Origin of the sequence: Streptomyces sp. NPDC058632 (assembly GCF_042717095.1) — a bacterium.
Taxonomy (GTDB): domain Bacteria; phylum Actinomycetota; class Actinomycetes; order Streptomycetales; family Streptomycetaceae; genus Streptomyces.
In genome coordinates, this window is record NZ_JBHXQZ010000053.1 from 42,225 (window position 1) to 56,144 (window position 13,920).

12 protein-coding genes and 1 pseudogene are annotated in these 13,920 nt (G+C 71.7%); 3 read left to right on the forward strand and 10 right to left on the reverse strand.

Annotation, left to right across the window (positions count from 1 at the left end):
• Positions 1–29: 29 nt before the first annotated feature.
• Positions 30–983: a LysR family transcriptional regulator gene (locus ACFWVE_RS20985; RefSeq protein WP_384016064.1), complete on the reverse strand. Its 954-nt coding sequence runs from the start codon at positions 981–983 to the stop codon at positions 30–32.
• 63 nt (positions 984–1,046) lie between these two features.
• Between ACFWVE_RS20985 and ACFWVE_RS20990 the strand changes: the two genes are divergently transcribed.
• Both ACFWVE_RS20990 and ACFWVE_RS20995 read left to right on the forward strand, forming a co-directional pair.
• Positions 1,047–2,387, forward strand: a complete 1,341-nt coding sequence (locus ACFWVE_RS20990; protein ID WP_384016066.1) for an MFS transporter — start codon at positions 1,047–1,049, stop codon at positions 2,385–2,387.
• A 192-nt stretch (positions 2,388–2,579) separates the two neighbouring features.
• Positions 2,580–3,596 carry a sigma-70 family RNA polymerase sigma factor gene (locus tag ACFWVE_RS20995; RefSeq protein ID WP_384016068.1) on the forward strand — a complete coding sequence of 339 codons (1,017 nt, stop codon included), beginning with the start codon at positions 2,580–2,582 and terminating at the stop codon, positions 3,594–3,596.
• Here the strand turns inward: ACFWVE_RS20995 and ACFWVE_RS21000 are convergent.
• On the reverse strand, positions 3,480–3,869 hold the full coding sequence (locus tag ACFWVE_RS21000) for an STAS domain-containing protein (protein WP_384016070.1): 390 nt from the start codon (positions 3,867–3,869) through the stop codon (positions 3,480–3,482). The two genes, ACFWVE_RS20995 and ACFWVE_RS21000, sit on opposite strands and share 117 nt — an antisense overlap.
• Positions 3,870–4,044: 175 nt before the next feature.
• Here ACFWVE_RS21000 and ACFWVE_RS21005 point away from each other — a divergent pair, with 175 nt between their 5' ends.
• Complete coding sequence (locus tag ACFWVE_RS21005; RefSeq protein ID WP_384016072.1) at positions 4,045–4,965, forward strand: AEC family transporter; 921 nt, start codon at positions 4,045–4,047, stop codon at positions 4,963–4,965.
• Position 4,966: 1 nt separating this feature from the next.
• Here the strand turns inward: ACFWVE_RS21005 and ACFWVE_RS21010 are convergent.
• From ACFWVE_RS21010 to ACFWVE_RS21045, 8 genes and pseudogenes are all read right to left on the reverse strand, one after another.
• A pseudogene (locus ACFWVE_RS21010) lies at positions 4,967–5,550 on the reverse strand (Uma2 family endonuclease).
• Positions 5,551–5,670: 120 nt separating this feature from the next.
• Positions 5,671–6,954 carry a thymidine phosphorylase gene (locus tag ACFWVE_RS21015; RefSeq protein WP_384016074.1) on the reverse strand — a complete coding sequence of 428 codons (1,284 nt, stop codon included), beginning with the start codon at positions 6,952–6,954 and terminating at the stop codon, positions 5,671–5,673.
• A 162-nt stretch (positions 6,955–7,116) separates the two neighbouring features.
• On the reverse strand, positions 7,117–7,530 hold the full coding sequence (locus ACFWVE_RS21020; RefSeq protein ID WP_384016076.1) for a cytidine deaminase: 414 nt from the start codon (positions 7,528–7,530) through the stop codon (positions 7,117–7,119).
• The gene (locus tag ACFWVE_RS21025) at positions 7,527–8,801 is read right to left on the reverse strand and encodes an ABC transporter permease (protein WP_384016078.1); all 1,275 of its coding nucleotides are present in this window, start codon (positions 8,799–8,801) and stop codon (positions 7,527–7,529) included. The genes ACFWVE_RS21020 and ACFWVE_RS21025 overlap by 4 nt, the downstream gene beginning before the upstream one ends.
• Positions 8,798–9,922 (reverse strand): ABC transporter permease, encoded by a 1,125-nt coding sequence (locus ACFWVE_RS21030; protein ID WP_384016080.1) that lies wholly within the window; start codon positions 9,920–9,922, stop codon positions 8,798–8,800. Before ACFWVE_RS21030 ends, ACFWVE_RS21025 begins: the two co-directional genes overlap by 4 nt.
• The gene (locus ACFWVE_RS21035) at positions 9,922–11,532 is read right to left on the reverse strand and encodes an ABC transporter ATP-binding protein (protein ID WP_384016082.1); all 1,611 of its coding nucleotides are present in this window, start codon (positions 11,530–11,532) and stop codon (positions 9,922–9,924) included. Before ACFWVE_RS21035 ends, ACFWVE_RS21030 begins: the two co-directional genes overlap by 1 nt.
• 207 nt (positions 11,533–11,739) lie before the next feature.
• Positions 11,740–12,789, reverse strand: a complete 1,050-nt coding sequence (locus tag ACFWVE_RS21040; RefSeq protein WP_384016084.1) for a BMP family protein — start codon at positions 12,787–12,789, stop codon at positions 11,740–11,742.
• A gap of 312 nt (positions 12,790–13,101) precedes the next feature.
• On the reverse strand, positions 13,102–13,782 hold the full coding sequence (locus ACFWVE_RS21045) for a class I SAM-dependent methyltransferase (protein ID WP_384016086.1): 681 nt from the start codon (positions 13,780–13,782) through the stop codon (positions 13,102–13,104).
• Between the last annotated feature and the right edge of the window lie 138 nt (positions 13,783–13,920).

Below are 13,920 nucleotides of genomic sequence, written 5' to 3' on the forward strand. Positions count from 1 at the left end.
GGTGACGGGTGCCGGGTGACGGGTGCCGGTCAGCCCGGGAGCAGGTGGCCGCGCCGCGACAGCAGGAACCTCTTGAACGCCGACACCGGCAGGGTGTCCGGCCGCCCCGCCAGCCAGGCGACGCCGATCTCACGGGCCGCCCGCGGCGAGGTGACGGTCAGTTCGACCACACCGGGGCGGGGCACGGCCGGCGGGGGCAGCAGGGCGACGCCGAGTCCGGCCGCGACCAGGCCCCGCAAGGTCTCCGCCTCCTCGCCCTCGAAGGCGACCCGGGGCCGGAACCCGGCCCGGGCGCAGAGGTCGTCGGTGATGCGGCGCAGGCCGTAACCGGGTTCCAGGGTCACGAAGTTCTCGTCGGCGGCCTCGGCGAGGCGGATCCGGCGGCGCCCGGCGAGCCGGTGGTCGGCGGGGACGACCAGGCGCAGCTTCTGCTCGTCCAGGCGGCGGGCGACGAGGTCGGGGGCGTCCGGGACCGGGGAGGTCAGGCACAGGTCGAGCTCGCCCGCGCGGAGGCCTTCCAGCATGGCCTCGCCGTGATTCTGGACGAGGCTGAAGCGGATGCGCGGGTGGTCGGCGCGGAAGGCGTGCAGCAGGCCGGGCACGGTCTCGGCGCCCATGGTGTGCAGGAACCCGAAGGCGACCTTGCCGGTGGCCGGGTCGGCGTCGGCGCGGACCTCGTCGGCGGCCCGCTCGATCTCGGCGAGGGCCCGTTCCACGGAGGCGAGGAAGGTGCGGCCGGCGGGGGTGAGGGAGAGAGTCCGGCCGTGACGGGCGAACAGGTCGACGCCCAGGTCCTGTTCGAGGCGGACGACGGACCGGGAGAGCGTGGACTGCGGTACCTGCATCTCCTGGGCGGCACGGGTGACATGCTCCGTGCGGGCGACGCCGGCGAAGTGGACGAGGCGCGGCACGAGCAGCGCGACAATGTCTTCTGTGTCACTGGACGGTGACAGCCGGCCCGATGACCTCTGCTGATGCTGCATGGGAACGATTATGACGATTCCATGCATTGGACGGATGAGTGGGGCCGTCCGTAGGTTCGCGGCATGTCTCCCGCCAGTACCAAGGCGTCCACCACCATGGACGCCCGCACCTCCGTCACGTCCCCTGCCTCCCCCTCCTCTCCTCCCGCGGGCCCGCCGACCGCTCCGGACGCCCCGGGCGCGCCGGGCGGTGCCGACTCCCGTCTGTCCCCGGGCGGCCCCGGTTTCCGCCGGATGAGCTTCGCCCTGTTCCTGGCGGGTGTGGCGACCTTCGCGCTGCTGTACTCCACGCAGGCCCTGCTGCCGCTGATCTCCGGCGACCTCGGGGTGAGCGCGGGCGATGCGAGCTGGACGGTGGCGGCGGCCACCGGCGGTCTCGCGGTGTTCGTGCTGCCGATGAGCGTGCTGTCGGAGCGCTACGGACGCCGTACGGTCATGACGGCCTCGCTGGCCGTCGCGGTGACCGTCGGGCTGCTGGTCCCCTTCGCCCCGTCGCTGGGCTCCCTGGTGGCGCTGCGGGCGCTCCAGGGGGCGGCCCTGGCCGGGGTGCCCGCGTCGGCGACCGCGTATCTGGCGGAGGAGGTCCGGCCGAAGGCCCTGGTGACCGCGATCGGACTGTTCGTCGCGGGCAACAGCGTCGGCGGGATGAGCGGCCGGGTCATCACCGGCTGGGTGGCCCAGGAGTGGGGCTGGCGGGTCGCCGTCGGCGTGATCGGGGTGCTCGCGGTGGCGTGCGCGGTGGCGTTCCGGCTGCTGCTGCCGGCGCCGAAGCACTTCCGGCCGGGTTCGCTGCGCCCGCGCGTACTGCTCGGCACGGTCCGCGACCATCTCGCGAACCCGCTGCTGCGGCGCCTGTACGCCATCGGCGCCCTGTTCATGACCGTGTTCGGCGGGGTCTACACCGTGATCGGCTACCGGCTGGCCGAGGCACCCTTCTCCCTCCCGCAGGGCATCGTCGGCTCGATCTTCCTGGTGTACCTGGTCGGCACGGTGGCGGCGTCGGCGGCGGGCCGGCTGGTGGGCCGGCTCGGCCGCCGGGGCGCGCTGTACGCGGCGGGCGGCACCACGGCGGCGGGTCTGCTGCTGTCCCTGGCCGGCTCCCTGTCCCTGATCCTGCTGGGCCTGGTGCTGATCACCGGCGGTTTCTTCGCGGGCCACGCGGTCGCGTCCTCGGCGGTCGGGCGGACGGCCACCCAGGGCCGCGCCCAGGCGTCGGCGCTGTACCAGTCCGCCTACTACGTCGGCTCCAGCGCGGGCAGCACGGTCGGCGCGCTCGCCTTCCACTCGGGCGGCTGGGCCGGGACCGTGGGGGTCGGCCTGGTGGCGGTGGCCGGCGTCGTGGCCATCACGGTGCTGGGCACCCGCGCGGCCCGGGCGGAGCGGCGCGGGCTCGCCCCGGCGTAGGGCCGGTTCCACGGGTCCAAAGCGGTTCCGCGGACGGGACCGGCGGGCGGCAGCAGTTGTTCCGCCCGCCGAACCCGCTCCCCCCACCTGCACGTTCGTCGACTCGGAGGGCCGTTGTCAGTGGGCTGCGGTAGCTTCCGAAGTGCTGGGTGCGAAGGCGCGCCACAGACAAGCCACAGGGGTTGACGGACGATGACGAACGGCACGGCGACGACGACCGGTCTCGACGCCAGGCTCGAGGCGCACCGCGTCGAGTTGACCGGGTACTGCTACCGCATGCTCGGTTCCTCCTTCGACGCGGAGGACGCGGTGCAGGACACGATGGTCCGTGCCTGGCGCAGCTTCGACAGGTTCGAGGGCCGTTCCAGTCTGCGCTCCTGGCTTTACCGCATCGCGACCAATGTCTGCCTGGACATGCTGACGGCGGGCAACAAGCGGGCCCGCCCGATGGACCTGACGGAGTCGACGCCGCTGGCCCGCGCGGCCCTCTCCCCCCGGCCCGACCACACCTGGCTGGAGCCGATGCCGGACTCCCGCATGCTGCCCGAGACCGCCGACCCGGCGGAGGCGGCGGTGGCCAAGGAGTCCGTGCGGCTCGCCTTCATGGCCGCCCTCCAGCAGCTGCCGCCCAAGCAGCGGGCGGTGCTGGTGCTGCGCGAGGTGCTGGCCTGGAGGGCGAGTGAGGTGGCCGAGCTGCTCGGCACCTCGGTCGCGTCCGTCAACAGCGCGTTGCAGCGGGCGCGGGCGACGCTCGCTGAGGGCCGGCAGCCGGGCGCCGAGGCGTCCGTCTCGGATCCGTTGGACGAGGAGCAGCAGAAGCTCCTGGAGCGCTATGTGGCGGCGTTCGAGGGGTACGACATGTCGGCGCTGACGGCGCTGCTGCACGAGGACGCCATCATGACGATGCCGCCGTTCGACCTGTGGCTGACCGGCACCGGCGACATCACGGGCTTCATGACGACGCTGGGCTCCGCCTGTGCGGGCTCGCGGCTGCTGCCGGTCCAGGTGAACGGCCTGCCCGGGTTCGCCCAGTACAAGCCGGACCCGGAGAGCGGCGGGTTCGTGCCGTGGGCGGTCCAGGTGCTGGAGATATCAGACGGCCGGATCACCGGGTTCCACTGCTTCCTCGACACCCAGCGCTGGTTCCCGCTCTTCGGGCTGCCCCTCCACCTCGAAGCCGAGTCCGACGAGGTCGAGCAGGGAGCATAGGGCGGGGTCGGGGTCGCGCAGCCGTATCCGGCCGCCGGTCCGGCGGGCCAGGAGCTGGAGGCGCGCCAGCAGGTTCACGGCGGCGAGCCCCGGCGGCCCCAGCCCTCCCACGTCGCAGACGACCACCCCGCCGGCCCCGCCACCGTCCAGGAGTGCCCGCAGCGCGTCACTCGGCCCGCTCACCCCGTCCGGGGTGACGGGGCCGCGCAGGACGAGTACAGGGGGTGTCATGGCATCCACGAGCGGTAGACCGGGCGCGGGCGCGTAACTCATCGCGGTGGCTCCTCGTGGCACACCGCGCCGCATCCCCTCCTCGTGATGCGGCGCAGTGGAGATCACATTGACCCGGGCACGACCCGCCCCCGAGGGTTGCCTGTATGCGCCACAGATCTTCCCCGTCCGCGGTCCCCGGTACTCGCAGTGCCCGCCACCCCGGCGAGGAGCCGTCGTGCAGGGGGTGCTGAGCGGCTTCGCGGTGATCGCGGTCGTCATCGGCGCCGGCTACCTGATCGGCCGCCGGGGGTATCTCGGCCGGCAGGGCCACGAGGTGCTGACGAAGCTCGCGTTCCACGTGGCGTCCCCGGCGCTGCTGTTCACGATCCTCGCCGAGGCCGACCTGTCGCTGGTCTTCTCCGGCCGCCTCCTGGTCACCGCGCTGAGCACGGCCGCGGTGGCCGGCGTCTTCGTGGCGGTGGGTGCCGCGCGCGGCTGGGGCGTGGGCCGCACCACCATCGGCGCCCTGTGCTCCAGCTACGTGAACTCCGGCAACCTGGGCATCCCGATCGCCGTGTACGTCCTCGGAGACGCCTCGCTCGTGGCGCCGGTGCTGCTGTTCCAGCTCGTCGGGGTCACACCGGTCGCGCTGACGATCCTGGACCTGGCGACCGCCGGGGAGAAACAGCCCCTGGGGCGGCGGCTGCTCACACCGCTGCGGAATCCGGTCGCGCTGGGCTCACTGGCGGGGGTGGCGGTGTCGGCGAGCGGCCTCGGGATCCCCGGCCCGGTCATGGACCCGCTGACGTTGATCGGCAACATGGCGGTCCCGGCGGTCCTGCTCGCGTTCGGCATCTCGCTGCGCGGCAGCTCCCTGCCCCTGCGGGGCGGTGAACGCGGGACGGTGCTGCTCGCCGTGGCCCTGAAGTCGGTGGGCCAGCCGGCGGTCGCCTGGGTACTGGCGGTGACGGTCTTCGGCCTGCGCGGCGCCCAACTGCTCGACGTGGTGGTGACGTCGGCGCTCCCGGCGGCGCAGAACATCTTCACCTACGCGAGCCGCTACCGCGTGGGCGAGACCCTGGCCCGCGAGGCGATCCTGGTGTCGACCCTGCTGTCGGTCCCGGTGCTCGTGGTGGTGGCGACGCTGCTGGGGTGACTCAGGTGTCGGGGAACTCGCCGGTGTCGATGACGAGACCGAAGGGCGCCGGGATCTTGACGGGCTCCCCGAACGTGACGGATTCCAGGGGGCGGTGGACATCGCCCTTCGGTTCCCCGAAGAGGGTCGCCCTTGGGCCGTCGGGGGCCCAGCGGTCCACGAGGAGGTGGAGCGGGATGCCCGCGGCGGCACGGGCGGCGGGCTTGCTGACGCGGTCGTGGCGCGCGTTGGACTTGGAGGTCACCTCGACCACGAGTTCGGCGCGGGCGGCGGGAGTGTGGGTGTCCGACTCCGAGTCGTCCCGGACCGGGGCCACCAGAAGGTCCGGGATGAGCATCCCCAGGCGTGAGGGCACGGCAATGGCCTGGGTCTGGCGGATTTCCCGGTGCTCGGGGATCACAGAGCAGAGACGCCGCTGGATGCGGCCGCGATGACGTTGTGCCGGTACGCGGGAGCAGGTGACACGGGGGCGATCCCCTCGATGATCTCCACCTTGCTGCCCTCGGGCCATTCCGTCTCCTCCCAGAACCGGACGAGGCCGTCCCAGCTCTGTTCGGGGTCCTGGCTCACGGTGAGTGCGCTCATGGCGGTCTCCCGTCGGTGCGTCACCGATCCCGGCATGCCGAACGGGACCGGTGGCGGTCCACCGGTCCCGTTCACCCGGTCGGGGCGTGTCCGACAGCGGCCTCCGGCCGCGGGCGAAGGTCAGGCGATCCGCTCCAGCACCACCGGCGTCGCCGTGAACGGCGTGCCGGGGGCCTCGATGTCGTAGGAGCCGGACACCGCGTCGAGGGCGTAGTCGAAGCGGTCCGGGGTGTCCGTGTGGAGGGTGAGCAGGGGCTGGCCCGCGGTGACGGTGTCGCCGGGCCTGGCGTGCAGTTCGACGCCCGCGCCCGCCTGCACCGGGTCCTCCTTGCGGGCGCGGCCCGCGCCCAGGCGCCAGGCGGCGACGCCGATGTCGTAGGCGTCCAGGCGGGTCAGGACGCCGGAGGCGGACGCCGTCACCACATGCTGTTCGCGCGCCGTCGGCAGGGGGGCGTCCGGGTCGCCGCCCTGGGCCGCGATCATGCGGCGCCAGACGTCCATCGCGGTGCCGTCGGCCAGGGCCTTCGCCGGGTCGGCGTCCTTGATACCGGCGGCGTCGAGCATCTCGCGGGCCAGGGCGAGGGTCAGTTCCACGACGTCGGCGGGGCCGCCGCCCGCCAGGACCTCCACCGACTCGCGGACCTCGAGCGCGTTGCCGGCGGTCAGGCCGAGCGGCGTCGACATGTCGGTGAGCAGGGCGACGGTCCGCACGCCGTGGTCGGTGCCGAGGCCGACCATCGTGGAGGCGAGTTCGCGGGCGTCGTCCAGGGTCTTCATGAAGGCTCCGCTGCCCACCTTCACGTCCAGGACGAGCGAGCCGGTGCCCTCGGCTATCTTCTTCGACATGATCGAGGAGGCGATCAGCGGGATCGCCTCGACGGTGCCGGTCACGTCGCGCAGGGCGTAGAGCTTCTTGTCGGCGGGGGCGAGGCCGTCGCCGGCCGCGCAGATCACGGCGCCGACGCCGTCCAGGACGGAGAGCATCTCGTCGTTGGACAGCAGCGCGCGCCAGCCGGGGATCGACTCCAGCTTGTCCAGGGTGCCGCCGGTGTGGCCGAGGCCCCTGCCGGACAGCTGCGGGACGGCCGCGCCGCAGGCGGCGACCAGCGGGGCGAGCGGCAGGGTGATCTTGTCGCCGACGCCGCCCGTGGAGTGCTTGTCGGCGGTGGGCCGGGACAGCGAGGAGAAGTCCATGCGCTCGCCGGAGGCGATCATCGCCGCGGTCCAGCGGGCGATCTCGTTCCGGTTCATGCCGTTGAGGAGGATCGCCATCGCGAGGGCCGACATCTGCTCGTCGGCGACCTCCCCGCGGGTGTACGCGTCGATCACCCAGTCGATCTGCTCGTCACTGAGTTCGCCGCGGTCCCGCTTGGTGCGGATGACGGAGATGACGTCCATGGCCATGGCTGGCGTTCCTTCCGGAGTGCGAAGGGCTCGGCCCTTCGGGACGCGGCCCCTCCGGTCGGGAGCGGGCCGCGAGGAGGGGCCGCGGTGGAGCTGCAGGGGTGCGGTGGGCTACGGGGGTGGGCGAGCGAGGTACTGCGGGGTCTACGGGGTCCCGCAGAGCTACTGGGCGAGGTGTTCCGGGCCGAAGGCCTGGGGCAGCATCTCCGAGAGCGGCAGGACACCCGCCGGGGTTTCCAGGAGCAGCTCCGGGCCGCCGAACTCGTACAGCAGCTGCCGGCAGCGGCCGCACGGGACGAGTATCGCGCCCCTGCCGTCCACGCAGGTGAAGTGCGTGAGCCGGCCGCCGCCGGTGCGCTGCAGCTCCGAGACCAGTCCGCACTCGGCGCACAGGCCGAGCCCGTAGCTGGCGTTCTCGACGTTGCAGCCGGAGACCGTGCGCCCGTCGTCGACCAGGGCGGCGACGCCGACCGGGTAGTCCGAGTAGGGGGCGTACGCGTGGGACATGGCCTCCCGTGCCACCGCGCGCAGCGCCTCCCAGTCGATGTCCGCCGCGGCGGCCTGGGCCGGGGTCATCCGCCCTGTCCCTTCCGGTACGGCAGTCCGTTCGCCCTGGGCATGCGCAGCCGCTGCGCGGACAGGGCCAGGACCACGAGGGTGATGACGTACGGCGTGGCGGCGACGACCTGGTTGGGGACCTCGTTGGTGCCGGCGTACCAGGCGTAGACGAGGGCGCCGACGACCAGGGTGATGGCCGCGGCCACGTACTTCTTGCGGATCGCCAGCCAGATCGCGCCGATGACCAGCAGCAGCGCGCCGAGCAGCAGCAGGGCGTGCACGTTGGTGGAGCCGCCGCGCAGGTTGAGGCTGTCGGTGTAGCCGAAGAGCCCGGCGCCGATGGCGAGGCCGCCCGGCATCCAGTTGCCGAAGATCATCGCGGCGAGGCCGATGTAGCCGCGCCCGCTGACCTGGCCCTCCAGGTAGAAGGGGTTGGCGACGATGGAGAGGAAGGCGCCGCCGAGGCCGGCCAGACCGCCGGAGATGATCACGGCCAGGTACTTGTACTTGTAGACGTTGACGCCGAGGGATTCGGCGGCGACGGGGTTCTCGCCGCAGGAGCGCAGGCGCAGGCCGAAGGCGGTGCGCCAGAGGATCCACCAGGTCGCGGGGATGAGCGCGACGGCGATGAGGGTCAGCCAGGAGACGTTGGTGACCAGGCCGCCGAGCAGGCCGGCGACGTCGGAGACGAAGAACCAGCCCTTGGCGTTGAGGTCCCGCAGCGCGTCGGACAGCCCCGGCACGGTGAAGCGGCCGAGCGGTTCGATCGCCGGGGACTGCTTGGCCGAGCCGCCCTGGTGGCCCTCGAAGGCCAGCGGGGCGAGGTAGCGGGTGGCGCCGAGGGCGAGGATGTTGATGGCCACACCGGAGACGATGTGGTTGACGCGGAAGGTGACGGTGACGAAGGCGTGCAGCAGTCCGCCGAGGCAGCCGCCGATGATGCCGACGAGGACGCCGGTCCACGGGCCCCACTGGAATCCGGCCCAGGCGCCGAACCAGGTGCCGAGGATCAGCATGCCCTCGAGGCCGATGTTGACGACACCCGCGCGCTCGGCCCACAGGCCGCCGAGTCCGGCGAGGCCGATGGGGACGGCGAGCTGGAGGGCGGTGGACATCTGGCTGACGTTGGTGATGCCGTTCGCGCCGGTGATGAGGCGGACGATCGAGACCAGGGCCAGGGCGCCGGCGATGACCAGCAGCAGCACGGGCCACGACATGCGGCGGCCGGTGGGCGCCGCGTGCTGCAGCGAGGGCTGGTTGACGTCGGTCGCTGTGGTCGGAGCGGTCATCGGCCGGCCACCTCCTTCATGGTGTTGTTGTCGGCGCCGAGGACGTGACCCGCGGCGAGTTCCGCGCCGACCTGGCGCTGCTGGCGGCGCAGGCCCCACTCGCGGACGGCCTCGTAGGCGACGACGACCGAGAGGACGATCAGGCCCTGCATGATGACCGCGATCTCCTTGTCGTAGCCGTGGAAGTCCAGCTCGGGCGAGGCCTTGTCGAGCCAGGCCCACAGGAGGGCGGCGAAGGCGATGCCGACGGGGCTGTTGCGGCCCAGGAGGGCGATGCCGATGCCGAGGAAGCCGATACCGGTGGGGAAGTTCAGGTTGTACGTGTGGGAGTCGCCGAGCAGGATCGGCAGGCCCGCGAGTCCGGCGAGGCCGCCGGAGATCAGCATGGCGCTGAGCACCATGCGCTTGGGGTCCACCCCGCTGGCCGCGGCGGCGGTCGTGGAGGCGCCGGAGGCGCGCAGGTCGAAGCCGAAGCGGGTGCGGTTGAGGACGATCCAGTAGCCGATGCCGAGCAGCGCGGCGAGGACGACCAGGCCGTAGATCTCCCCGGCCTCACCCATGTCGATGCCGGGGACCCAGCCGGACTCGTACATCTCGCCGGTCGTGTTGTTGTTGCCGACCTTGACGCCGAAGACGGTCGGCAGCCACAGGTAGCCGATCACGGACGTCGCGATCGCGTTGAGCATGATCGTGGCGACGACCTCGCTGACTCCGCGGGTGACCTTGAGGACGCCGGCGATACCGGACCAGAAGGCGCCGGTGAACACGGCGGTGAGGAGCAGCAGCGGGATCTGCAGCACGGCCGGCAGGTTCATGTGGGCGCCGACGACGGCGGCCATGACGGCGCCGAGCTGGTACTGGCCGTCGACCCCGATGTTGAAGAGGTTCATCCGGAAGCCGATGGCCACCGCGAGGGCGGCGATGTAGTACATCGACGCCTGGTTGACGATCAGGATTTGGATGTCGGAGAAGGTCGCCTGCTCGAACATCAGGGCGAACGGCTCGACGGGGTTCTTGCCCGAGGCGAGCAGCACGATCGCGCTGAGCGTGAAGGCCACGGCGAGCGCGATGACCGGTCCGGCCACCGCGAGGAGCACGCGCTCCTTGTCGAACTTCTTCATCAGCGGGCCTCGTCTTCCGGAGACTCGGGGGCGCCGGCCGCGGTGCCGGGGGCATCTGCCCCGGTCTGTCGGGCGTCGGCCGCGGTCTCGGGGTTCTCGTCGTGTTCGAGGTGGCCGGTGGCGGCACCGGTCATGGCCGTACCGAGCTCCTCCGGGGTGATGGTGGCGGGGTCGGCGTCCGCGACGAGCCTGCCGTCGTAGATCACCCGGAGGGTGTCGGACAGGCCGATCAGCTCGTCCAGGTCGGCGGAGATCAGCAGGACGGCGAGGCCCTCGTGGCGCGCCTGACGGATGTGGTCCCAGATCGCGGCCTGCGCGCCGACGTCCACACCGCGGGTGGGGTGGGAGGCGATCAGGAAGCGGGGCCGGTGGCTCATCTCACGGCCGACGATCAGCTTCTGCTGGTTGCCGCCGGACAGGGAGGCGGCGGTGACGTCGATGCCGGGGGTGCGTACGTCGTACTTCCGGACGATGCGGCGGGTGTCCTCCTGGGCCGCCTTCGGGTCCAGCCAGACGCCCTTGGCGTTGGGCTTCTCGGTGACGTGGCCGAGGATGCGGTTCTCCCAGAGGGGGGCCTCCAGGAGCAGGCCGTGGCGGTGGCGGTCCTCGGGGATGTACCCGATGCCCTCCTCGCGGCGCTTGCGGGTGGCCCAGCCGGTGATCTCCTCGTCGGCCAGCCGGATGGTGCCGGAGTCGGCGTGCCGCAGACCGATGAGCGCGTCGACCAGTTCGGTCTGGCCGTTGCCCTCGACGCCGGCGATGCCGAGGACCTCACCCGCGTGGATGGTGAAGCCGATGTCGTCGAGCAGGGCCTTGCCGCCGGGGGCCGCCAGGCGCAGCTTGTCGACGGTGACGACCGCGCGGTCGGTGACCGTGGACTCGGCGGTCTCGGGCGTGGGCAGTTCGCTGCCGACCATCATCTCGGCGAGCTGGCGCGAGGTGGTCTCGGCGGGAACCGCGGTACCCACGGTGGTGCCCCGGCGGATGACGGTGATGTCGTCGGCGACCGAGAGGACCTCGCCCAGCTTGTGGGAGATGAAGATGACCGACAGGCCCTCCGCCTTGAGCTCGCGCAGGTTGTCGAAGAGCGCGTCGACCTCCTGCGGGACGAGGACGGCGGTGGGCTCGTCGAGGATCAGCGTGGTCGCGCCGCGGTAGAGGACCTTGAGGATCTCCACGCGCTGGCGGGCGGCGACACCGAGCTCCTCGACCAGCAGGTCGGGGCGTACGCCGAGGCCGTAGCGCTCGGAGATCTCCTTGATCCTGCGGCGGGCCTTCGCGCCGATGCCGTACAGCTTCTCGCTGCCGAGCACCACGTTCTCGAGGACCGTGAGGTTGTCGGCGAGCATGAAGTGCTGGTGGACCATGCCGATGCCGCGGGCGATGGCGTCGGCCGGCGAGGAGAAGGAGACCGTCTCGCCGTGGATCGCGATGGTGCCCTCGTCCGGCTTCTGCATGCCGTAGAGAATCTTCATCAGCGTCGACTTGCCGGCCCCGTTCTCGCCTACGAGAGCGTGCACGGTGCCCTTGCGGACCGTGAGGTGGATGTCGTGGTTGGCCACGACACCCGGGAACCGTTTCGTGATCCCGGCGAGTTCGACGGCGGTCACCGATTCGTTGACCGCCGCTCCGGCCGGAGGACTGCTGGACGCGTTGATGGCGCACTCCTGGGGACGGGGGTCGTCTACGCGCGTAGCGCCCCTACGGCATCGAACGGGGTCGCGCACCTTGCTCGACGGGGTGCGGGGAGCCTACTCCCCGCACCCCGCCGAGCGGTCACAGCCCCACGGGTTACACGCTGTTCAGGTCCTGCCGGATCAGCTGGACTCGACCTTGATCTCGCCGTTGATGATCTTCTTCTTGGCCGTCTCGATGACGTCCTGGAGCTTGTCGTTGTCCGCGAACACGGGGTTCGAGTTCGACAGGCCGACCTCACCCGACGCCAGATCGCCCCTGAGGATACCGGTGCGCGGAGAGTTGTCCTCGACCGACTGCGCCAGCTTGTAGACCGACTTGGCGACGTCCTTCATCGCCGAGGTGAGGATCGAGTCCTTGTACTTCGCCAGCGCCTCCTGCGCGTACTGGTCGGAGTCCACACCGATCGCCCAGACCTTGTTGGCGGCCGCGGCCTCGATGGCGCCCTGACCGGACAGACCGGCCGCCGTGTAGACGACGTCGGCCTTCTTCTCGATCTGCCCCTCGGCGGCGGCCTTGCCCTTGTCGGGGCTGGAGAAGCCACCCTCCTCCGCCGTCTGGGTCAGGAACTGCGAGATGACCTTGACGTCCGGGTCGGTGTCCTTGACGCCCTGCTCGAAGCCGGCCCGGAACTTGTGGATCAGCGGGATGTCCACGCCGCCGATGAAGCCCACGACGTCGGTCTCGGTGGTCTCGGCGGCGGCGACACCGGCCAGGTAGGAGGCCTGCTCCTCGGAGAAGACCAGGTCGGCCACGTTGTCCAGCTCGACCGTGGCGTCGTCGACGATGCCGAAGGTCGTGTCCGGGTACTTCTCGGCGGCGCCCTTCACGGCGGCGGCGTAGGCGTAGCCGACACCGATGACCGGGTCGTAGCCCTGCTTCGCCAGCGAGGCCAGGCGCTGCTCCTTGTCCGCGTCGGTCTCACCGTCGGTGGGTTCGACGTCGGCGGTCTTGTAGCCGTACTCCTTCTTCGCCTGCTGCAGGCCCGCGAAGGCGGCGTCGTTGAAGGACTGGTCACCCCTGCCGCCGACGTCGTACGCGATGGCCAGACCCTTGTCCTCTGCGGACTCCGACGAGCTGGAGGAGGTAGAGGTGCCACCGCAGGCGGCGAGCGCGAGTGCCAGAGAGGCGGTCGCCGTGCCTGCGACCGTGATCCGGGAAATCCGGCGCATGTGTGGTGCTCCTTCGTACAAGCGCCGGAAGTTCGGGGGACGGCGCTGGCTTCGCCGCAGATTAACGCGCGTAGACAGTCCCGGAAAACCCTTCTGTCCACCTTGTTATGCGGCCGTGGCCTACCCAGGCCCTACCGCGAGTACACCGTTGCCAATCGCGAACGGATCGTGGCACTGGGTGACATTCGGGCGATGTACGGGCGAGGTACGGCGTGAGGTGACAAGCACCGTGACATCCGACACGGCGTCCGCCGGCCGGCGGACGCCGGATATCGGAGCGGGCTGTCGGGTCTGCCGCGGACGGAGGAGGGATCAGCGCAGCCGGCGCGCGCGCAGCACCAGGTCGTCGGTGTGGTGCGCGCCGGCGCCGCCGTCGGGTGCCACGCGGGGCCGCTGCTCGTCCACCTCCACCTCCCAGTCCTCGTCGAGCAGAGCGGCGACCATCGAGGGCCAGACGTAGTCGGCCGGGTCGAAGCCGCTCTCGTCCTCCTGCCGGGTGTCCATCCCCGCGTGGTGGACGAGCAGCAGTACGCCGCCGGGCGCGACGGCCGCGAGCAGCGCGCGCTCGGCCGCGGCGTCGGGGGTGCGCAGCAGGGCGGGGTACTGGGCGGAGACCAGGTCGAAGGAGACCGGCGGGAGGGCCGCCTCCGTCAGTGAGGCGTGAACCCAGCGAACGGCGAGGCCGGCGTCCCGCGCGTGCCCGGCCGCCCGTTCCAGCGCCACGCCCGAGACCTCGAGCGCGGTCACGTCCCAGCCACGGCGCGCGAGCCAGACGGCGTCCGCGCCCTCGCCACAGCCGACGTCGAGCACCCGCCCGGGTGTGAGCCCGGCGGCCTCGGCCACGAGCGCACCATTGGGCCGGCCGCTCCACAGCTGCTGTCGGTCGGTGTACCGGTTGTCCCACTCCGCCCTCACCGCGGGGTCTCCGGCGTATCCGTCGGCGGGGAAGGAGGTGTCGAACGCGGGCGATCCCGCTGCGGTGTCGTCGTTCATCGGCCCACCGTCGCCCAACGCGTCCCGGACACGCCACTCCTGTTGCCGGTCCGGCAAAACGGCATCCGAAGGGCACGGAAGCCGGGCGGGCACCCCCTGGGGGGGCCCCCCCGCGGAAACCCAGGGAATAAAAAAAAA

Coding starts and splice junctions, on each gene's coding strand:
- ACFWVE_RS20985 (WP_384016064.1), bottom strand. CDS start 983: ATGCAGCATCAGCAGAGGTCATCGGGCCGGCTGTCACCGTCCAGTGAC.
- ACFWVE_RS20990 (WP_384016066.1), top strand. CDS start 1,047: ATGTCTCCCGCCAGTACCAAGGCGTCCACCACCATGGACGCCCGCACC.
- ACFWVE_RS20995 (WP_384016068.1), top strand. CDS start 2,580: ATGACGAACGGCACGGCGACGACGACCGGTCTCGACGCCAGGCTCGAG.
- ACFWVE_RS21000 (WP_384016070.1), bottom strand. CDS start 3,869: ATGAGTTACGCGCCCGCGCCCGGTCTACCGCTCGTGGATGCCATGACA.
- ACFWVE_RS21015 (WP_384016074.1), bottom strand. CDS start 6,954: ATGGCCATGGACGTCATCTCCGTCATCCGCACCAAGCGGGACCGCGGC.
- ACFWVE_RS21020 (WP_384016076.1), bottom strand. CDS start 7,530: ATGACCCCGGCCCAGGCCGCCGCGGCGGACATCGACTGGGAGGCGCTG.
- ACFWVE_RS21025 (WP_384016078.1), bottom strand. CDS start 8,801: ATGACCGCTCCGACCACAGCGACCGACGTCAACCAGCCCTCGCTGCAG.
- ACFWVE_RS21030 (WP_384016080.1), bottom strand. CDS start 9,922: ATGAAGAAGTTCGACAAGGAGCGCGTGCTCCTCGCGGTGGCCGGACCG.
- ACFWVE_RS21040 (WP_384016084.1), bottom strand. CDS start 12,789: ATGCGCCGGATTTCCCGGATCACGGTCGCAGGCACGGCGACCGCCTCT.
- ACFWVE_RS21045 (WP_384016086.1), bottom strand. CDS start 13,782: ATGAACGACGACACCGCAGCGGGATCGCCCGCGTTCGACACCTCCTTC.